A 17,967-nucleotide genomic window follows, 5' to 3' on the forward strand; every position below is an offset into this window, starting at 1 on the left:
GGAGCAGGAGCAGGAGCAGGAGCAGGAGCAGGAGCAGGAGCAGGAGCAGGAGCAGGAGCAGGAGCAGGAGCAGGAGCAGGAGCAGGAGCAGGAGCCGGAGCCGGAGCTGCGGAGTGAGCTGGAGTCGTGGGCTGGCCGGAGTCCAGGGTCACGCAGTGAGTCGGAGTCTCGGGGTGGGCCCAGAGTCGCAGAGCGCGCCAGAGTCGCGGCTCTGGCTGGATCTTGAGTCGCGGAGCCAGCCAGAGTCGCGGAGCCAGCCAGAGTCACAGGGTCAGCCAGAGCCGTGGAGTCGGCTCGAATCGCGGGGTTGGCCGGAGGGCATTCGGGTCAACGCATGCCGCCATCCTGTCGTGTGCGGCGAGTCGACTTATCAACCCCGCAATCCGCTCGCCTTGCTCTGGCTGGGCGGTGGCGCGACCGAAGTGGACCAGCGTGGCGTCACCCTGTGTCACCATTGTGTGAGTGGGCTCACCCCCTGAAGTCCCGTCCGGCGGTCGACCGCGAATGGCGGGGGTTGGGACACTGCTGCGGAAGTCGGCGTGCGGGCGCCACGGCCGGGTGGTTTTCTGCGGCCATTGGGCGGATGCGCGAACGGCGACTGTCGTTGACACTGGAAGGCGAGGACATTCCGTAGTGAGGTGGTCACCATGGGCATGAACGGTGGGGCTCCTTTCTTCAATGCCCCCGATCCGGAGCGTGACGGAACGCTGGCCGAGCCAATCGGCGGTGAGACGTTCGCCGATCCGCTTTCCGGGCTGGTCACGGCGGCCGAGGCGCCGCCGGCGACGGCTGCGGACGAGGCTGGGCGGCTGCCGACCGCGCGTCCGGTCAAGCACGACCCCGAGGTCGTCAAGCGGATGGTCGAAGAGGCGCTGCGGGAGGACGTGCAGCCGGGCCCGCGTCCGGCCGAGGCCGTCCAGCCCGCGGGAATCCGGCCTGACGGCGTGCCGCTCGGCCTGCTGCCACGGCAGCGGACGTGGCCGACCCGCGCGCCCGAGCTGCTGAAGAAGGTGCCGCGGCCCCGGCCGAAGCCGCGGGCCGACCTCGCCGACGACGACATCGAGGAAGAGCTTGCCGAACGGCAGGTGCGCAAGCGCGGGCTGCCCACCATCGGCATGCCGAGCTTCGGCCGCCCGTCGACGAACGCGGCGGGGGTCGTCATCGCCGTGCTGCTGCTCGTCGTCTTCGGCGTCGTCGCGATCACCATGGTGTCGAGCCTGGTCAGCAGTGTGGCCGGGCTGTTCGACTGACCTCCGGCCCACCGCCGCACACCCGGGCCGGTGCCGCGCCCGCATCGGCGGCCGGTCTACCCTGACGACACGGTCGGGGGATCCGATGGGGCCCCCGGCGCCGCCGTGACGAGTGGGGTGGGCGTATCAGCGAGGGCGTACGGTCCATGCCCGGAGCCGATCCGGGCGGGTCGGCGGGCGCCGAGGCGTCCACGATCCACCGGGTCCGCCGGGTACTGGCGATCCGGCCATTCCGTCGGCTCTGGGGCGTCACCTACCTGTGCAGCGCCGCCGACTGGCTGAACCTGCTGGCCTTGACCAGCCTGAGCACCAAGCTGCTCAACAACTACACGGCGCAGAACTTCGCGTTCGTCGGCGTCGTGCTCACCAACCTGCTGCCCGGCCTGCTGTTCGCCCCGCTGGGCGGCCTGCTGGCCGACCGGTTCGACCGGCGCAAGGTCATGGTGATCTGCGACTTCCTGCGCTGCGGCTTCCTGCTCTCGATCGCGATCGTCGGCGCGCCGTGGTGGATCTTCGTCGGCAACTTCTTCGTCGGCTGCTGCTCGATCATGTGGATCCCGTCGAAGGACGCGGCGGTGCCGAACCTGCTGCGCCGGCCGGACCAGGTCGAGACGGCCAACCAGCTCGGCATGGTGATGACCTACGGCCTGGCGGTGATCACCGCGGCCGGCGCCAACGCGCTGATCCTCAGCGTGAACTCGACGTTCCACCTCTTCCCCGGCCAGACCGCCGACCTCTACATCGCGAAGCTGGTCGTGGTCGTCACCGGCCTGCTGTACCTGACCAGCGGCATCCTGATCGCGACCCGCATCCCCGAGCTCTCGCTGCGCAACGTCCACACGGTGGCCCAGCCGAAGGTCAAACCGGCGGACGAGGAGAAGTTCGGCTTCGGCGCGATGGTCCGCGACGGCGCCAAGTTCGTCCGCAGCACTCCCTTGGTGAGAGGGCTGTTGATCGGCGCGTTCGGCGCGTTCGCGGCCGGCGGGGCGGTGATCGGCTCCGCCAAGCCTTACTCCTCTTCGCTGCTCGCGGGTGACGCGGCGTTCAACCTGCTGGTGCTCGCCGTCTTCCTCGGACTGGCGACCGGCATGGCCGTCGCGCCGAAGCTCGCGCGGCGGCTGGCCCACGACCGGCTGTTCGGGATCTCGATCATCGCGGCCGGACTGTCGCTGGTGGTCGTGGCCCTTTCGCCGCACCTGGCGGTTTCGCTGATCGCCGTGGCGTCGGTCGGGATCTGGGCCGGCACGGCGTTCCTCACCGGCGTGACGATCATCGGCTCCCGGGTCGAGGACGCCATCCGCGGCCGGATCAACGCGATCTACCAGTCGATGCTCAAGATCGTCCTGTTCGGCTCGACGATCGCGGCGCCGCTGCTGATCGGCCTCGTGCAGCCGCGGACGGTCAACGTCTGGGGCAGCCCGGTGACCGTCGACGGCACGCGCCCGGTGATGATCGGCGGCGGCGCGCTGGCCGTGCTGCTGGGCATCATCGCCTACCGGCAGATGGACGACCGCCGCACCGAGAAGATCCTCGCCGACGTGCGCAACGCGCTGCGCCGCAGCCCACGCCGCGTCAACGGCTTCCTCATCGCCCTCGAGGGCACCACGGCCATCAACACCACCAGCCAGGCCGCGCGGCTTTCCCGCTGGCTCGACCGCGGCACGCGCCCGGTGGTGCTGGCCAAGGGCTCGGTGTCCGACGACCAGCAGTTCGCTTCGCTCGTCTCGTCCTCCTCGATCTCCGGCGTACGGGCGAAGGCGCTTCTCGCCGCGGCCGTCCGCGCCGATCTGGTGGAACGCGAGATCGAACCGGCGCTGGCCAAGGGCTCGGTGGTCGTGATGGAGCGGTTCGTCGACTCGCCGCTCGCGCACCTCTCGGCCGTCGCCGGGCTCGACACCGATGAGCTGGACGGTCTGGCCGACTGGGCGACCGGCAAGCTGCGGCCGGACCTCACCGTGCTGCTCGACGCCGACCCCGGCGCACGCGACGCGGGCCCGGCGCAGGCTTCGCTGAACGACCAGTGGCGGGTGCGGGTCCTGCTCGCCGAGATGGCCGCGGCCGACCCCGACCGTTACGTGGTCGTCGACGCCGACGGCACCGACGACGAGGTGGCCGAACGCGTCCGCACGGCCGTGCGCGCGGTGTTCGTCGGCCGGCTCTCCGGGCTGGCCCCGACCGAGCCGCCCGAAGCTCCCGAAGCTCCCGTGGCCGAAACCGCGGTGCCTGCCGAAGCGGAGGCCAAGGCGGACACCGTCGAGGCTGAGGCGGCGTCCGGGCCGACGCCGGAAGCGTCCGAAGTGGAGGCGAAGTGAGCGCGCCGATCGGCGTCTGGGCGGAACTCGTCGGCCAGGAGCCGGCGTTGGAGACGCTGTCGTCGGCCGCCAGGGCGGCGGCGAAGATCGTGGCGGGCGAGCCCGTCGCGCCGGGGGCGATGACCCACGCGTGGCTGCTCACCGGGCCGCCGGGCTCGGGGCGTTCGGTCGCGGCGCGGGCGTTCGCCGCGGCGCTGGAATGCAGTACTGGCACCGGTTGTGGCGCCTGCCCGGGCTGCCGCACGACGATGGCGGGCACGCACGCCGACGTCCGGCTGGTCGCTCCGGAAGGCCTTTCGATCTCGGTCGCGGAGATGCGCGCGCTGGTACAGGCCGCCGCCCGCCGACCGTCCACAGGGGACTGGCAGGTCGTCGTCATCGAGGACGCCGACCGGCTCACCGAAGGCGCGTCGAACGCGCTGCTGAAGGCGGTCGAAGAGCCGCCGGAACGGACCGTTTTCCTGCTGTGCGCGCCGTCGGACCACCCGGACGACGTGTCGGTGACGATCCGCTCCCGGTGCCGGCTGGTGCCGCTGCGGACTCCGCCGCCGGAGGCGATCGCGCAGGTCCTGATGACCCGCGACGGCCTTGAAGCGGACCGCGCGCAGTGGGCGGCTTCGGTGTGCGGCGGCCATGTCGGCCGGGCGCGCCGGCTCGCCACGGACGAGGCCACACGCCAGCGTCGCGCCACCGTGCTGCGCATTCCACTGGGCCTGCGGCGGCCCAGTGACGTCTTCACCTGCGCCGATCAGCTGATCAGCGCCGCGGAGGCGGACGCGGGCGAGGAGAGCAAGGTCCGCGACGAGTCCGAACGCTCCGAGCTGCGCACCGCGATGGGCGGCGACGGCATCGGCAAGGGCGTCGCGGGGGCCAAGCGCGCTGCCGAGGCCGCCGTGAAGCAGCTGGAGAAGCGCCAGAAGTCCCGCTCCACCCGGACCCAGCGCGACACGCTTGACCTCTCGCTGATCGACCTGGCGGCCTTCTACCGCGACGTCCTCGTCACCACCGCGCGCTCGGGCGCGACCCTGAACCACCCGGACCACGCGTCGGAGATCGAGTCCGCCGCGTCGGCGTGGACGCCGGAGTCGACGCTTCGCCGGCTGGAAGCCGTCCTGGAGTGCCGCGAGGCGATCGGGCTGAACGTCAAGCCGCGCATCGCCGTCGAGGCCATGGTGACCACGCTCCGCCAAGGCTGAACGCCGAACGGCCCGCGCGAACTTCGCACGGGCCGTTCGACTTTCGGAGGAGTTCAGCTCACTCGCGCGGCCGCGGTGAGGGCTTGAACGGCTTCGGCTCGTCCGGCTCGGGGCTGGTGCCCGGCGCCGGGTGGAGCGTGACCAGGCCAGGCAGCCGGCGACGGCTCGGGAACGCCGCCACCATGACCACGCCCATCAGCAGCATCGCCGTGCCGACCCAGAACAGCGGGACCGTGTCGTACGCGCCCGTGTAGGCCAGGTTCTTCGTCGGGCCCTGCGGCTGCGCCCCGCCCGCCGGCGGGGGGCTGGTGCTGCCGCAGACCACGCCGCCTGTCGGGGCGTACGCGCGGGCGATCGTCTCGCCCAGCGAGAGCTGCGCGAGCGAGGACGGCAGGTTGTCCCCGGCGCCGGCCGGGAGCAGGTCCTTGAGGTTCTTCGTCGGGAGCACCTGCAGGTCGAACAGCCGTGCCGAAGCGCCCAGCTGGTAGCCCTTGAACGGCGTGGTCGCCTCCGCGCCCTTCTGCTCGAGGCCCGCGATGCTCAGCCGCAGCACGCCCAGGTCCAGCACGGTGCCGGCGGTGGTGCCGACCTGCTGGATGCCCTTGGTCGCGGTGGACACCAGGCCGCCGACCACCGGGATGTTGTTCAGCGCCCCGAACTGGTCGCTCAGCCCGGACAGCGGCAGCCCGATCGGGATGTCCTTGGTCGGGTGCGCCGCGTCGAGCGTGTACAGCGTCTTGCCCCCGGCCGTGATGGTCAGCACGGGCGCGGTGTAGTCGACCTTCGACGTCTTCTCGTCGCCGGTCGAGGTCACCTTCAGCGTCGGCTGGCTGGCGACCTTGATGCTCAGCTCCAGCGGCGTGCCCTTGAGGATGTCGATGTCCGCGGCCTGCAGCGTCGACGTCGACTCCACGGCCTTGTTCTTCGAGCCCGGCATGTCCACGAGCCGCACCTGCGAGCGTGACGACAGGGTGTTCGGCAGGCTCAGCAGGGAGCCGGCGCCACCGGCCGCGGTCTGGCCGCCGCCCGACAGCAGGCCGCCGAGGCTCTGCAGGCCGCTGGCCGGATCGAAGCCCTGCGCCAGCTTCGTGTTCTGCGGCAGGCTCAGTCCGCCGTTGCCGAGCAACGGGATCTGCGGCAGCGACGGGATCACGTTCAGCAGCGAGAGGCTCGCGACCGAAGTGCTCGCGTCGGCGATCGTGTCGACGCACGGGCCGAGGGAGTCGCTCCAGCGGGCGTGCGCGGTGCCGTTCAGCACGCCGATGTTGAGCAGCGGGTTGGACGGCGCGTTGATGCCGCCGCTGGTCTCCTTCGGGTTGTCGGGCAGCGCGGTCTGCACGATGCTGCCCGGCGTCTGCGGCGCCTGGCCGCCGACCGCGATCCCGAACGGCGACGCCTGCGCGATCGACCGCTCGTAGCTCAGGTACGACTCCGAGTTCGCCGACGCGCTGGACAGGCCCATGCCGGCCTCGAACGCCGACTGCTTGGGCAGCGTCTGCCCGAAGCCGGGCAGGATCGTCTGGGTGGTCACCGCGTTGGGCAGGAGCCGCAGGACGCCGAGCGCGGTGCCCGCGTCGCCGACCGCGTGCCCGAGCGGCTGTGGCCCGATCGGCGCCGACGCCGGGGGCTGGTTCGGATTCCCCGGCTGGGGGATCGGCGTCGTGGGGATCTCCTGCGCGGCCGCAGGCCCCGCAGTGAGCAGCAGCAACGCCGCGGCTGCCGGCAGGGCCACCGCGCGGGGCAGTCTTCGCCGCATATGCCGAGTCCTCCAGCTGATAGGCCGATCGTGAAGTGAGACCGGGGTCATAGGACCCTAACGACGCCGCCCCCGCAAGGTGACGCGGCGCGCCTCCGCTACACTTGTCGACGTCGCACGGCGCGAGCCACGCGACATGCCGCCTTAGCTCAGTCGGCCAGAGCGATTCACTCGTAATGAATAGGTCAGGGGTTCGATTCCCCTAGGCGGCTCCAGTACTTGACCAGGGACTTTCCGGAATCCGGAGGGTCCCTGGTTGCTTTCTGTGTAGCCATCCGTGTAGCCGACCGGGGTTTACGCTGGCTACATGACCAGCGCAAACGGCCCTCGGTAGCGTACTCGCGGCGAGATCGTGAAGCTCCCCAGTGGGTCACTCAGGGTGAAGGTCTACGCCGGCATCGATCCCGTGACCAAGAAGCGGTACTACCTGGACGAGGTAGTACCTGCTGGTCCCAAAGCCGCAGTCGAAGCGGAGAAGCTCCGGACAAAGTTTCTCAACCAGGTCGACGAAAAGCGCAGCTCGCGAACCCGTGCGACCGTCACGCAGCTGATCGGCCGGTACTTCGAGCTGACGAAGATCGAAGAAACCACCCGCACGGGTTATGAATCTCTGGTCCGGAACCACATCCAGCCGCTGCTCGGCGACTCCGTACTCAGCAAGCTTGATGGCGAGATCCTGGATTCGTTCTACAAGCAACTCCGGACGTGCCGCGCTCACTGCCGGGGTCGTGGCTTCGTCGAGCACCGCACCGACCGGCCGCACGACTGCGACGGCCGCTGTGGTCCGCACAAGTGCAAGCCGCTGGCCGACAGCTCAATCCGCAAGATCCAGGCGATCCTGTCCGGCGCTGGCAAGCGGGCAGTGCGCTGGGGCTGGATCGGCGTCAACCCGTTCGATCTGGCCGAGCCGCTTCCGGTGCCTCGGCCCGAACCCAAGCCGCCGACGGTGGAACAGGCCGCTCGCATCGCTACGGAGGCGTGGCGAGATCTCGACTGGGGAATGCTCGTGTGGCTCGCGTTCATCACGGGCGCACGCCGAGGTGAGCTTTGCGCCCTCGCCTGGGACCGGCTCGACTTCTCGACCCGCATCTTGACCGTTCGGAGCAGCATCGCGCAGTCGGGCGGCAAGACCTGGGAGATGGAGACCAAGACGCACCAGCAGCGCCGTATCTCGCTGGACGAGCCCACGGTGGCGTTGCTGCGCTCGTATCGGGAGCACTGTGCGCAACGCGCCGGGTTGAAGAGCTTGAAGCCCGAGGCCAGGATCTTCTCGCTCATGCCGGACGGCAGCACGTGGCTCAAGCCCGACTCGGTGAGCCAGCGTTACGTGCGAATGTGCGCCCGTCTCGGCTGGGACATGAACATTCACCAGCTTCGGCACTACTCCGCAACCGAGCTGATCGCCGCTGGGACCGATATCCGCACGGTCGCCGGTCGTCTCGGCCATGGTGGCGGCGGCACGACGACGCTGCGCGTCTACAGCGCTTGGGTTGCCGAGGCTGATGACCGAGCGTCGGGCACGCTCGCCAGTCGGCTGCCTGATCTGCCCGTCGCGCTCAGCGCGGAGGGCAAGCTTGCCACGGCCGCGCCGGAGGTTGCGGCCGAGTATGAGAGCCCGTACAAGCGGATTGCCAAGGATCTTCAAGGCGCCATCGTCGCCGGGGTGCTCGCGCCGGGTCATCAGCTTCCTACGGTCGTCGATCTCGCGAAGCGATACAGCGTGTCGTTCGGGACCGCGCAGCGCGCCATCGCACAACTCAGGGCCGCCGGACTGGTCAGCGTGAGCCGTGGCAAACGCGCCGTGGTCGTCGACCCGGCGACTGCTGCCGATGCGGAACCTGCGAAGGTTGTCGGCCTGCATGAGCGTCGCGGGGAGTAGTCCAGGCGGCGATTCGCACATTTGTTCGCTATGAGCTACGACACCACTACGCATAGGGGCGGCGTGACTCAGGTGGGCTACATGTGGTGTCGGCTGCGCGAAAGTGTCGGTGACGTCCGCTAGACTTCAGGCGACGCGAACAGGAAAGACCCCGACCGGGGTCAACACCTCGGCCGGGGTCCAGTGCATTGGCGTGCTCTGCGACCGTACTAGCCGGTAGTGGCCGACATCAAGGCTGTCTGTCTCTGAGGTGTTCGAGCTCGCAGATATGGATGACCAACGATGGCCAAGAAGATCTCGCCGGGTACTCCGGCGCCCTCCTCCGGGCAGTACAAGGTCCCGGGCAGCAAGACCGAGATCACTGCAATCGAGGGCAAGCCCCTACCGCCGACTCCGAAGCCGGGGCAGGGTTACGTGCAGGTCGACAAGACCAAGCACAAGAACGACTAGTTCGTAGCTTCCGGCTGGGGTCACCGCAGTGGCTGATCCCAGCCGGGCCACGATGTGGGATCGTTGGGTTCGCTCAGTACGAGTGGTTGGATCGGTCATGTCTGAGGCGCGTTGGGGTGACGATTGGTTGCCCGGGATGCGGGTGATGGTCTTCAACCGCACAGAGAAGCCAGGCCGATTCCGAAGTGGAACGATCGTGGATCGCTCGTGGGGACGAGACAGGGGTGAACCAATCTGGCGGTTCACGCTCGAACTCGATGGCGTGGACGGGCAGTGGACGTTCCACCCCCCAGTGGCTACAGCCTTTCAGCGACGGTGACGAACTTCCGACGTTTTCTTAGGGCTCTCCTTCAGTCCAGCGGACCTTGGCCAGCTGCGTATGGGGTGCCCATGACTTCGAGGGCGCGCAGCGCTGGCCCGTAGACCTGCGCAGCAGGAACGAACTGCGTCAAGTCGGCGCGGTCCACCCAGATTGCCGCGACGTTCTCGACTACGTCGACGTTGCGCACCTCGCCTGCCACGTAGTCGCACAGGACGTACTCACATAGGACGCCGGTCGTCGGGTGCAGGCGTATGCCGAGCTTGCGCGTCACGACGCAATGGACGTCCGTTTCGGCCAGTGTCTCGCGTACCGCGACCACTGCCGGGCGTCCGCCCGGCTTGACTACTCCGGCGGGGAACTGCCAGGAAAGGCCGGTTGCGTCCTCAGCTCGGCGGCAGACGATGAGTACCTCTGAGCCCCGGATGACCACAGCAACCGCGACCCGTAGCGGCTGAAACGCGGTCGCGGTCGGCCGGTCCATCGGCGCAAGCAGCTCATCGATGCTTAGCCCGAAAATGTGCTCCAAGAGACGGGCCGTGGCCGGGCGAACGGCGCCGAGCGGCCTTCCGTCTGGGTGGGTACCGGCGACGAGCCGACCGAGGTGCCGCACGCTGAGCGTGCCCGGCTCGTCGTGTTCGCGAGCGAACTTCTCGGCGAACTCGGCGAATTCCTCGAAGGTCTGCCGCCGTTCCCAGATCAGTTGTTCGAGCAGTGTCCGGGGTGCCGGCTGTTCCCCGCTGATGTCCTGCATCTCCGCTCCCCTCGTCGTCCTTGTGGCGCCCACAAGTCGTGTGCGTGTCCTGGTTGGCAGTCCGCACCGACCAGAGACTTATTTCATTCTCTCACAAAGGTCATTTTCGACCCATGATGGAAGGCTTGCGGGTGAGCAACGAACGGCCAGGGAAGGTCGCCGGGTTGTATCTGAGTTGGTATCGCTGTGTCGTCGATGGGCGCGACCACGCGGTCACTGATGAGCAGTTCTTGGCCGGGATGCGGGCGGGGCAGGGCCGATATGAGGCGGTGTGCGGCCACGTTGTGGACGTCGCGTCGGTTCTGTGCCCGCCGGGTACTCCGTGTCGGCGATGCCACGCGTTTTTGGCCGCGCGCGCAACGCTGCGGGACGCAGCCGAGCGGACGGCGCGCCCTCGGCATCTCAAGCGATCTATCTGGCGGCGGTTGTTCGCGCGCCCATGTACTCCGGCCAGCGTCGGCCGGACCGAGGTTCCGGCGGGAGCGGGTAGCGCCCCGATCGCGCCCGCTCTCGCCGGACGCCACGCGCTGCGGGGTGCCAAGTGACCGTGCGGCTCTTCGTCGCGCGCCCGCTGCCGGGCACGGTCGGAGAGACACGTCGAGTGGTGCACGTGTTCGAGGTTCCTCCGGAGGACGCGGCGCCGGAGCGGCTGACCGCGCTGTGCGGACTGATGTTCGGTCCTGGGCAGCTTGAGTTGCTCGAACGGCTGCAAGGGATGCCGTGCGAGTCGTGCTTGCGCCTGACTCCCACGCCCGATCCCAAGGTGATCGAGCGCGGCGCCGATCAGACCGGGAATAAGCGTGCCTCGTAGCTTGCGGTTCGGTGACCTGGATCGATGGCTTACCCACCCTGACCGACTTCTCATCGTGGCTGCCCTGGCGGACAACCGATGGCACGAGTCCGGCGAGATCAGCCAGAGGCTGGGGATGAGGCAGAACGTGCTGTCGACTCGGCTCGCTCGTCTGCGCCAAGCTGAGTACGTCGAGGGGGAGCGTCATGACACGCACACGGTGTGGCGGCTGACCCGATCGGCAGTGATCGCTTCGCCGCCCATCTTGCGGCGCTGCAAGCTGTCCTGGCCAATGTGATCGAGCTGGTGGGCAATACCGAGCAGCGCCAGCGGGGCTGTGAATCCGGCCGCTGAGGGCCGTTTCGGGACGGGTGAGACGGGTTTTGGCGAACCCGTCTCACCCGTCCCATACCTCGTATCGCCTGGTCGGCAGGGGTTTGTACCCGTCACGCCGCTGGGGACGGCGTGACGGGTACCTGAGACGGGTTGTGACGGGCTACGGGTCGTCCTCCCCGCCGCCGGGATCGACTGAGCACGCCGCGACGGCATCAACGGCGGCCCGAATATCAGCCGTGGCATAGCCGCGTACTTGCTTCGTCCGGCCGTCCTCGCCGGGCACCCGGAAGCGCTCGGGTCGGCAGCCATGGTCGTTCATCTGCCGCCCGAACGCGGTCGGCTCGACGGCAAGTGCCTCGACCAATTCTGCGGTCGGCACGAACTCCCGGCCGCCTTCGTCGAGTTCGTCGCCGAGGTAGTCGACGACGGCCGCGAGCGGCTCCGGCAGCTCAATGCGCTCCGCAGGTACTGTCGGTGGCGTTCCGCGTGAGCCGATAGCGTGCGCCACCGCCACGCGATCAAGTACGGGGCGGGTGTCCTGCCCGGCCGCGTGGCCGGTGAGCGTCCCGGCTGCTTCCCGTAGTGCCCGGCCCTGCTGACAGATGGTCTGCCAGTCCTCGTTCGGCATGTAGTAGGTCCGGACCGTCGTGGCTAGTACGTCGGCCCCAGCGGCGGTATCACCATCAGGACGCAGGATGCCGACGCCCTTGTGAGATGGCAGCAGCCGGGACGAGTCGAACCCTCGTGTGTTCATCTGCTCGCCGAGCACGATGTTCGAGTCTCGCCAGTCCATCACCCGCAGCGCGAACCTGGATCCGAGCACCGCGCGAAGGCCGGACGGGATCGTCTTCGAATCCGGCCGTTGCGTGGCAAGCACGAGCACGATTCCGGCGGCTGGTCCCTTCTTCGCCAGCCAGGTCAGCAGCTCGCCGACGTACTCACCTGCTGGAACCTTCTTTCCCTGCACCACCACAGGCGTCCGGTCCTCCAGCGGAACCTGAACTTCGTCGATGAACACTGCGGTGATCGGCATGTCCAACGCGGAGTCTCGGGACATGTCCGGGGTGACCTTCGATTCTGGGCAGATCACGTCGTCGAGATCTCGCATGCGCCGGAACCGGCCCTGAACCTCGCCGACGAGTTCGACCAGCCAGTCCACCAGTGCCAAGACGTGCTCGGGTTCGTCACCGGACATGAACCGGTGGGCGACGTGTCCGGCGGCGTCCCAGTCCTTCCCGGCTTTGAAGTCCGCCACGTACAGCCGAACCCAAGCGTCCAGAATCAGGCCGGCGGCCGCGAGCCGGGCGGCGAACGTCTTTCCCTGCCGGGGGATCGCACCCACGAGCAAAGAAGTCCACACCAACGGCAGATCAATCCGCCGGTCCCGAGCGTCGCGGCCGAATGGCACCGGCCGCCACGCATCCCACCTGGACACCCCAAGCAGCGGTGTCCGCACCGGCGGCTTGCTGTAGGGGTCCGCATCGGCCACCCACATCGACACCCGCCCGGCGTGGCCGCCGTTCCCTCGGACCCGTTCCGCGATGAGCTGCACCTCATCAACCGCCAGCGCCGAGGCGAGGGCGTCCCGATGCTTGACGACGTCGGCGGCCTTGCGGGTTGCGGGCAGGTCGACCATGACCGCCCACCCGTCACCGACGCGCGTGGCGCGCTCGACTAGCCGAAGCGTCTCGTCTTTGCCGATCAGCTTCGCGTCCCGGAACGCGTCCACCAGGACCTGCGGGTCCATCGTCCACGTCAGCGTCCGAGGACCGGCCAGCGCCGGTTTCCGCCCGGGACTACCGTCCCGGCGGCGCCCGAGGATCGCCAGCGCCACCGACGTGGCCGCCCCGGCGATCCACAGTGGATCGCTGCCGTACACGAGATCGACCACCGCGACCACCAGCGCGACGACGGCGAACACGGCGCCGGTGACCTTCCATCGGAACAGGGTGAGTTCACGGATCTCCGTGAACTTGTCGGCGAGCTTCTCCGACTCCTCAGCCGCCATTCGGTAGTCGGCGACGCGCACCCACAGGCGCCACCACCGGACACCAACCACGACACCGCGTACCACCGCGCCGCAGTAGCGCCACGGCGACCGCAGCACCGCCACCGCCGCGTCCTTTGCAGCTTGGACCGCCTGTGGCCTGCTCTTCAGCCACAACGGCACGCGAGGCGAGTGCAGCCACCACCGCACGAACCTCCGCCGGACCGTCCGGCGGCGCGGCTGGGGCAACGTGTCATCGATCAGCTCGCCGTCCAGCACCGGACCGACGTGCTCGACGGCGCGGGAGTCAGTTCGGGCAGGGAGCTTGGCGCCGTTCACGGGCTCGGCCGCCGTGTTCATGGAGATGTTCTCGTCGGTTGTCATGACTTGTGCTCCCTCCCGGATTCGCTGATGTCGAGTTCCGCTACGAGCGCGGCGGCGAGCCGAGGCGATAGACCACGCGAACAGCCTGTGACCTCACGAACCCACGCCGGGGTGACGACGACGTCGGCCGACCAGGCGGCGCGCGCGTCGGCGAGGTAGTCGGCGAACAACTTTCGTCGAGCCGCAGTCGTCCGCCGGGACCTAGGTTCATGAACGGTTCGCCGATCGATGGGCTCGGCGCCATCGGCTGCATCCGTGAACGCCACCTTCACGGCTTCGGTGAGCTTGTCCCGGAGATCCGTGACCGCCTCGGCAGCGGCGAACACGATCAGCGGGGGTACCGAGTGCAGCACCACGCCGGACAGCGATCCGGCCGTGAACGACGCCCACGCGTTCATGGCGTACGTGGCTCCGAGCGCCAGCCACTTCGCCGCCCGAACCCACCGGCCTGTGTGGACCTGGTACCGCGCGGTCACCTGCTCGGCCCGCAGGATCGCCAGCAGCACCAGCGACACGGTTGGGTCTAGCAACCATGCGCCCAGCCACGGCAGCGACCACGGGACCGAGCCGGCAGAGGCGAACCACTGCACGTTGGCCATCGTGAACGCCAAACCGAGCACGATCCCCACCCAGCACAGCCGGTCCACCTGCGACCGGACGCGCTCGACACGGAGGGCGATCACATCGGGGTTGTCCTGCCAGCGGCGCACCTCAGCGGCATCCGCCGCATCGGCCGCGAGGCGCTGTGCCCGGGTCGGGGCGGGTGGCCGCCGGACGGCGGCCACCCGCCCCGACCGGTTGTTTCCGCTCCTCGGCTCGGTCATCGCCGACCTCGCCGAGGCTTGGTGGCGTCCAGCGACGTGAGCGTCAATGCCCTGGTGAGGACGTGAGCAGCGATCAGGTCCGGCACACCGAGCACCACGAGCAGCAGCGTCGGATTCCGAGGATGCGTGATCACCAGCCACTGAACGCCCGTGAACGCGGCACCCATGAACAGGACGCGTCCGGCTAGCGACACGATCCGTGCGGATGCGCGTGCCGCGTCGGCTGCTCGGCGTGCCTTGCGTGCACAGAACCGCCACACCACGAACAAGGCGAGCAGGATGCCGATCCCCGCGAGGATCTGGGTCGGTGTCAGGTTGACCGTCATCGTTGCTCACCCCCTCGGCGACCGGCCCGGCGCACCCGCCAGGCCTGATAGACCGCCCGCCGGTCGGACTCCGGCAGCGCGCCCCAGACCCCGACCGTCTGGGCACCGGCCGACCGCAGTTCGAGTTCCAAGCACTCGCTCATGACCGGGCATCCGGCGCACAGGCGAGCAGCCAACTCCCGGTCCGGGTCGTCCTCTCCGGACAGTTCCGGCATCTCCGAGCGGTCGAACGCCCAGAAACACAGACCGTCCCGTGTCACCACCTCAGCAAGCACGTCATCCGGCACGACGGCGTACCGATCCAGGTAGGCGGCAATCTCCTTGAAGTTGTCCCGGCTCACCACGACGCACCTCCTGCCACCCGGCCGGCCTCGCGCTCCATCCGGCGCTTGGCGATCAGATCGGCGAGGTCGACGCAGCCGCCCGACGCCGTGACCTCGGCAATCAGTTCGTTCAGGGCGGCGGCAGGCACGACGTAGCGAGTGCGGATGCGGACTGCGGGGAAGGCGTCGTCCCGGATGGCGCGATACAGCGTCACCGGGTTGACGCGCAGAATGCGCGCCACTTCCCCGACTGTGTAGAACGTCGGTCCGACGTTCAGGTTGGTATCCATGAGTGACCCCTTTGATCGAAAGACTTATTTAATCCAAAAACTAGGGATGATTTAATCCCGCAAAGGTGCAAAGGAGCCCGAATGTGTCCGCGCGGGCGCGGAGAGTGGGCCGCGGAATCGCGAGCCGCGCTAGTCTCGGCGTAGAGGCGGAGCGCGGAGGGATACGTGTCGGAAGACTGGGCGGCGGTCGCAAGAGCGATCAATCAGCGCATGGCCGAGCTCGATCTCAGCCAGCGCGAGCTCATTGCCCGCTCGCAGGTCTCCAAGGCCACCGTTCGTGAAATCCAGCACAACACGGCGCAGCGGCGCCGCAGTGACCGGACGCTTGAGGCGCTTTCGCTCGCGCTTGACCTGCACGCCGGCCACTTGGCGGCGGTGCTTGCGGGTCGCCGACCGCCGGAGGTTGGGGAGCCCGCGCCACGTGGGGACGACGACATACCGGGCCGCCTTGCGGTCATTGAGCACCAGTTGCGCGAGATTACTGCTCGGCTTCGCGAAATGAGCGCGCTTAACGAGCGGCTTGACGAGATAAACACTAGCGTCGAAACGGTGCTTGACCGCGTTTCGGACGGCCGGGAACCGCGTCGTCGGTAAGGGGTTCTGGTGGATTGCTTTCATGCATCTCAGTCAACGCCGAACCCTCGTCGCAAACGATGCATAACCAGTGCAGGTCCCACGCATAACCACTGCAGAAGCAGTGCAGTTCGGTATATCCGAAGGCCTTGGCCATGGCCTATGTGAACGCGTGGACCGGGCGGACAGCCGGTGCCCTCCAGGCTGCCCTGCGGATGAGCAACGAAGGGTTCGCCAAGCATCTCGGGGTCGCGGTGAGGACGGTGGCTGCCTGGCACTCTGGACCGGACGTCACACCACGGTCGGAGATGCAGGACGCGCTGGACACCGCGTTCGATCGCGCCTCCGACTCGGCAAAAGCCCGGTTCAGGCACCTTGTCGAGCAGCGTGAGCAGTCTTCCCTGTCGGCTGGTGCTGATGGGGAGGTGCAGGCGCTCAGGGTCGCGATCGCAGTTGTCGTGGACGGGGCCAAGGTCCTGGTCGTCTGCCGCCGGGGCGAAGACGGCAACGGCATCTCATGGCAGTTCCCCGCCGGGATGGTCAAGCCAGGCGTTGCGCTGGAGACGGTCGCGGTCAGAGAGACGCTCGCCGAAACCGGCGTTCACTGCTCCATCGTGCGCAAGCTCGGCAGCCGTCTTCACCCGATTACCCATGTTCAGGCGGAGTACATGCTGTGTGAGTACTTGACCGGGGAGGCGCAGAACATGGATGTCCTGGAGAATGTTAGTGTCGTCTGGGTCGAGAAATCCGAATTGACAAGATTCATTCCGGCCGATCGAATATACCCGCCCATCTTGGAAGTCTTGGAGGTAGCGGAGTGACGGAGCCAGCAGAAGTCCGCAAAGCGATTGCGGCTGCCATCATCGTGCACGAAGGTCGCGTCCTGCTCGTGCGGCGCAAGGTGAAAGAGGGGAGCCTGTCCTGGCAGTTCCCCGCTGGCGAGGTCGAGGACGGCGAGGCCTCGACCGCCGCCGCAGTGCGCGAGACCCGCGAGGAAACCGGCCTTGAGGTTAAGGACATCTCAGTCCTGGGCGAGCGCGTCCACCCGAACACCGGCCGCACGATGGTCTACGTCGCGTGCCAGGTCGTCAGTGGCACGGCTGCTGTGGTTGACGACGACGAGCTTGCGGAAGTCGCTTGGTCGGATGGCAATCAGATCACCGACTACGTTCCTTACCCGTTCTACGGTCCCGTGCAAGCGCACCTCGACGCCTCGTTGTCACGGTGATCACGCTAGGCGGCCCTGACGCTGTCGCACACAACGGCTGCCGGGGCAGCTACAGCAAAACGTCACAGAGACGCTCCCGGACGATCCCGGAGTGAAACAAGTCAGGTATGGCGATGCCGCCGACGGACGGACGCGTAGCGGCTACGTCGTCGAGCTGGTCGGCGGGCAGGCCGTCAAGCAGCTCGACGGCGCGGGTAGCCCATACTTTTGCGATGTCGAACCGCCGTTCCCCGTCGACGTCCTCGTTCCGGTAGCGAAACGCTAGGGCATACGCTGTCTCGGCGGCGACTCGTTGGTCTAGGACAACCTCGCGCGCGAACTGCTCACGCAGGTCGCTACGCGTTTTTCGACCGTCGGAGTCGTCGGTCATCCTCGTCCCGCGCTCAGTAGGCGAATTTCTCAGCCAAGGTCTCGTACTGGAACTGCTCGGTGCCGTCGAACCAGAGGTCAACTTCGTACTTCGCCTCCTCTGAATTCCCCGAGGCGTGCACGAGGTTCATGACGGCCTTACCGCTGACCTCCGAAGATGCTTTGGTTTGATGCGCGAAGTCTCCCCGGACGGTGCCCGGCGCAGCCTGGTCGGGAAAGGTCGACCCGATGATCTTCCGCACCTTAGCGACGGCGTCCACACCTTCGAGAGCAAACGCGATGACGGGGCCGGTCTGCATAAAAGCGGCCGTTGTGTTGTAGATATCCGCCCCGGCCCGTTCTTCAAGGTCGAAGTAGTGCTTTCGGGTGAATTCGGGATCCAGCTGCTTCATCTTGACGCCAACGATCTTCAGGGCGGCTTCCTCGAAGCGATTGAGGATGCGGCCCACGAGGCCACGGGCGATGGCGTCAGGCTTAAGTAAGACCAGTGTGCGCTCTACGCCGAGGTCTGGCGCGTCCGTCATGGTTGTCCCTTCGAGTTGTTCTTCCATGGAAGCAATCCTAACGAAAAGGTTGCAACTTGGTCCAAGCTTAAAACGCTTTTCTGTGAGATGCAAAGTA

At 67.9% G+C, this 17,967-nt stretch carries 19 protein-coding genes, 1 tRNA gene and 2 pseudogenes; 13 read left to right on the plus strand and 9 right to left on the minus strand.

Annotation, left to right across the window (positions count from 1 at the left end):
* The 4 genes and pseudogenes from BMY97_RS48025 to BMY97_RS43550 form a co-directional block, all read left to right on the plus strand.
* Window positions 1-226, plus strand: a pseudogene (locus BMY97_RS48025) (hypothetical protein); the annotation flags it as partial.
* 421 nt (window positions 227-647) lie between these two features.
* The gene (locus tag BMY97_RS43540; RefSeq protein ID WP_342744088.1) at window positions 648-1,250 is read left to right on the plus strand and encodes a hypothetical protein; all 603 of its coding nucleotides are present in this window, start codon (window positions 648-650) and stop codon (window positions 1,248-1,250) included.
* Between the two features lie 146 nt (window positions 1,251-1,396).
* Window positions 1,397-3,562: a bifunctional MFS transporter/dTMP kinase gene (locus BMY97_RS43545; protein ID WP_091629260.1), complete on the plus strand. Its 2,166-nt coding sequence runs from the start codon at window positions 1,397-1,399 to the stop codon at window positions 3,560-3,562.
* Window positions 3,559-4,758, plus strand: coding sequence for a DNA polymerase III subunit delta' (locus tag BMY97_RS43550; protein ID WP_091629262.1), 1,200 nt, complete (start codon window positions 3,559-3,561; stop codon window positions 4,756-4,758). Before BMY97_RS43545 ends, BMY97_RS43550 begins: the two co-directional genes overlap by 4 nt.
* Before the next feature lie 58 nt (window positions 4,759-4,816).
* Here BMY97_RS43550 and BMY97_RS43555 read toward each other — a convergent pair whose 3' ends face one another.
* The gene (locus tag BMY97_RS43555; RefSeq protein ID WP_091629264.1) at window positions 4,817-6,514 is read right to left on the minus strand and encodes a hypothetical protein; all 1,698 of its coding nucleotides are present in this window, start codon (window positions 6,512-6,514) and stop codon (window positions 4,817-4,819) included.
* 138 nt (window positions 6,515-6,652) lie between these two features.
* Here BMY97_RS43555 and BMY97_RS43560 point away from each other — a divergent pair.
* The 3 genes from BMY97_RS43560 (at window position 6,653) to BMY97_RS47590 (ending at window position 8,843) form a co-directional block, all read left to right on the plus strand.
* A tRNA-Thr gene (locus BMY97_RS43560) sits at window positions 6,653-6,729 on the plus strand.
* A gap of 164 nt (window positions 6,730-6,893) precedes the next feature.
* Window positions 6,894-8,393 carry a tyrosine-type recombinase/integrase gene (locus tag BMY97_RS43565; RefSeq protein ID WP_091629266.1) on the plus strand — a complete coding sequence of 500 codons (1,500 nt, stop codon included), beginning with the start codon at window positions 6,894-6,896 and terminating at the stop codon, window positions 8,391-8,393.
* Window positions 8,394-8,675: 282 nt separating this feature from the next.
* Window positions 8,676-8,843 carry a hypothetical protein gene (locus tag BMY97_RS47590; protein WP_177231838.1) on the plus strand — a complete coding sequence of 56 codons (168 nt, stop codon included), beginning with the start codon at window positions 8,676-8,678 and terminating at the stop codon, window positions 8,841-8,843.
* A gap of 350 nt (window positions 8,844-9,193) precedes the next feature.
* On the opposite strand, the gene BMY97_RS48030 is transcribed toward BMY97_RS47590, so the two are convergent.
* The gene (locus BMY97_RS48030; RefSeq protein WP_218157016.1) at window positions 9,194-9,916 is read right to left on the minus strand and encodes an NUDIX hydrolase; all 723 of its coding nucleotides are present in this window, start codon (window positions 9,914-9,916) and stop codon (window positions 9,194-9,196) included.
* Window positions 9,917-10,457: 541 nt separating this feature from the next.
* Between BMY97_RS48030 and BMY97_RS43575 the strand changes: the two genes are divergently transcribed.
* From BMY97_RS43575 to BMY97_RS49290, 3 genes and pseudogenes are all read left to right on the plus strand, one after another.
* Window positions 10,458-10,727 (plus strand): hypothetical protein, encoded by a 270-nt coding sequence (locus BMY97_RS43575; RefSeq protein WP_091629268.1) that lies wholly within the window; start codon window positions 10,458-10,460, stop codon window positions 10,725-10,727.
* Window positions 10,717-10,890, plus strand: a pseudogene (locus BMY97_RS49750) (ArsR family transcriptional regulator); the annotation flags it as partial. The gene BMY97_RS43575 and the pseudogene BMY97_RS49750, both read left to right, overlap by 11 nt.
* Before the next feature lie 38 nt (window positions 10,891-10,928).
* Window positions 10,929-11,060, plus strand: coding sequence for a hypothetical protein (locus BMY97_RS49290; RefSeq protein ID WP_281246972.1), 132 nt, complete (start codon window positions 10,929-10,931; stop codon window positions 11,058-11,060).
* Window positions 11,061-11,202: 142 nt separating this feature from the next.
* Here BMY97_RS49290 and BMY97_RS43585 read toward each other — a convergent pair whose 3' ends face one another.
* Genes BMY97_RS43585 through BMY97_RS43605 form a run of 5 tightly spaced genes read right to left on the minus strand, consistent with a single transcriptional unit; the run spans window position 11,203 to window position 15,176 of the window.
* A complete protein-coding gene (locus BMY97_RS43585) occupies window positions 11,203-13,389 on the minus strand; it encodes an FtsK/SpoIIIE domain-containing protein (RefSeq protein WP_091629302.1) in 2,187 nt (728 codons plus the stop codon).
* A 20-nt stretch (window positions 13,390-13,409) separates the two neighbouring features.
* A complete protein-coding gene (locus BMY97_RS43590) occupies window positions 13,410-14,237 on the minus strand; it encodes a hypothetical protein (protein ID WP_091629272.1) in 828 nt (275 codons plus the stop codon).
* On the minus strand, window positions 14,234-14,563 hold the full coding sequence (locus tag BMY97_RS43595) for a hypothetical protein (protein WP_091629274.1): 330 nt from the start codon (window positions 14,561-14,563) through the stop codon (window positions 14,234-14,236). The genes BMY97_RS43590 and BMY97_RS43595 overlap by 4 nt, the downstream gene beginning before the upstream one ends.
* On the minus strand, window positions 14,560-14,907 hold the full coding sequence (locus BMY97_RS43600) for a WhiB family transcriptional regulator (protein WP_425425410.1): 348 nt from the start codon (window positions 14,905-14,907) through the stop codon (window positions 14,560-14,562). The genes BMY97_RS43595 and BMY97_RS43600 overlap by 4 nt, the downstream gene beginning before the upstream one ends.
* Window positions 14,901-15,176, minus strand: a complete 276-nt coding sequence (locus BMY97_RS43605; RefSeq protein ID WP_091629275.1) for a helix-turn-helix domain-containing protein — start codon at window positions 15,174-15,176, stop codon at window positions 14,901-14,903. The genes BMY97_RS43600 and BMY97_RS43605 overlap by 7 nt, the downstream gene beginning before the upstream one ends.
* 165 nt (window positions 15,177-15,341) lie before the next feature.
* On the opposite strand from BMY97_RS43605, the gene BMY97_RS43610 reads away from it, so the two are divergent.
* From BMY97_RS43610 to BMY97_RS43620, 3 genes are all read left to right on the plus strand, one after another.
* Entirely contained in the window at window positions 15,342-15,770 is a 429-nt protein-coding gene (locus BMY97_RS43610; RefSeq protein WP_091629277.1) for a transcriptional regulator, read from the plus strand.
* A 134-nt stretch (window positions 15,771-15,904) separates the two neighbouring features.
* Complete coding sequence (locus tag BMY97_RS43615) at window positions 15,905-16,570, plus strand: NUDIX hydrolase (protein WP_091629278.1); 666 nt, start codon at window positions 15,905-15,907, stop codon at window positions 16,568-16,570.
* Window positions 16,567-16,977 carry an NUDIX hydrolase gene (locus tag BMY97_RS43620; protein WP_091629280.1) on the plus strand — a complete coding sequence of 137 codons (411 nt, stop codon included), beginning with the start codon at window positions 16,567-16,569 and terminating at the stop codon, window positions 16,975-16,977. Before BMY97_RS43615 ends, BMY97_RS43620 begins: the two co-directional genes overlap by 4 nt.
* Before the next feature lie 49 nt (window positions 16,978-17,026).
* Here the strand turns inward: BMY97_RS43620 and BMY97_RS43625 are convergent, their stop codons facing one another.
* Both BMY97_RS43625 and BMY97_RS43630 read right to left on the minus strand, forming a co-directional pair.
* Complete coding sequence (locus tag BMY97_RS43625) at window positions 17,027-17,347, minus strand: hypothetical protein (protein ID WP_091629282.1); 321 nt, start codon at window positions 17,345-17,347, stop codon at window positions 17,027-17,029.
* A gap of 13 nt (window positions 17,348-17,360) precedes the next feature.
* Window positions 17,361-17,897: a nucleoside-diphosphate kinase gene (locus tag BMY97_RS43630; protein ID WP_218157017.1), complete on the minus strand. Its 537-nt coding sequence runs from the start codon at window positions 17,895-17,897 to the stop codon at window positions 17,361-17,363.
* Window positions 17,898-17,967: the final 70 nt, after the last annotated feature.

The sequence above is a fragment of the Amycolatopsis saalfeldensis genome (assembly GCF_900110575.1).
Lineage (GTDB): Bacteria > Actinomycetota > Actinomycetes > Mycobacteriales > Pseudonocardiaceae > Amycolatopsis > Amycolatopsis saalfeldensis.

Excerpts from the sequence above, each read along its gene's own strand:
- BMY97_RS43540 (WP_342744088.1), top strand. The coding sequence starts at position 648 with ATGGGCATGAACGGTGGGGCTCCTTTCTTCAATGCCCCCGATCCGGAG.
- BMY97_RS43545 (WP_091629260.1), top strand. The coding sequence starts at position 1,397 with ATGCCCGGAGCCGATCCGGGCGGGTCGGCGGGCGCCGAGGCGTCCACG.
- BMY97_RS43555 (WP_091629264.1), bottom strand. The coding sequence starts at position 6,514 with ATGCGGCGAAGACTGCCCCGCGCGGTGGCCCTGCCGGCAGCCGCGGCG.
- BMY97_RS47590 (WP_177231838.1), top strand. The coding sequence starts at position 8,676 with ATGGCCAAGAAGATCTCGCCGGGTACTCCGGCGCCCTCCTCCGGGCAG.
- BMY97_RS48030 (WP_218157016.1), bottom strand. The coding sequence starts at position 9,916 with ATGCAGGACATCAGCGGGGAACAGCCGGCACCCCGGACACTGCTCGAA.
- BMY97_RS43585 (WP_091629302.1), bottom strand. The coding sequence starts at position 13,389 with ATGAACACGGCGGCCGAGCCCGTGAACGGCGCCAAGCTCCCTGCCCGA.
- BMY97_RS43590 (WP_091629272.1), bottom strand. The coding sequence starts at position 14,237 with ATGACCGAGCCGAGGAGCGGAAACAACCGGTCGGGGCGGGTGGCCGCC.
- BMY97_RS43595 (WP_091629274.1), bottom strand. The coding sequence starts at position 14,563 with ATGACGGTCAACCTGACACCGACCCAGATCCTCGCGGGGATCGGCATC.
- BMY97_RS43605 (WP_091629275.1), bottom strand. The coding sequence starts at position 15,176 with ATGGATACCAACCTGAACGTCGGACCGACGTTCTACACAGTCGGGGAA.
- BMY97_RS43615 (WP_091629278.1), top strand. The coding sequence starts at position 15,905 with ATGGCCTATGTGAACGCGTGGACCGGGCGGACAGCCGGTGCCCTCCAG.
- BMY97_RS43625 (WP_091629282.1), bottom strand. The coding sequence starts at position 17,347 with ATGACCGACGACTCCGACGGTCGAAAAACGCGTAGCGACCTGCGTGAG.
- BMY97_RS43630 (WP_218157017.1), bottom strand. The coding sequence starts at position 17,897 with ATGGAAGAACAACTCGAAGGGACAACCATGACGGACGCGCCAGACCTC.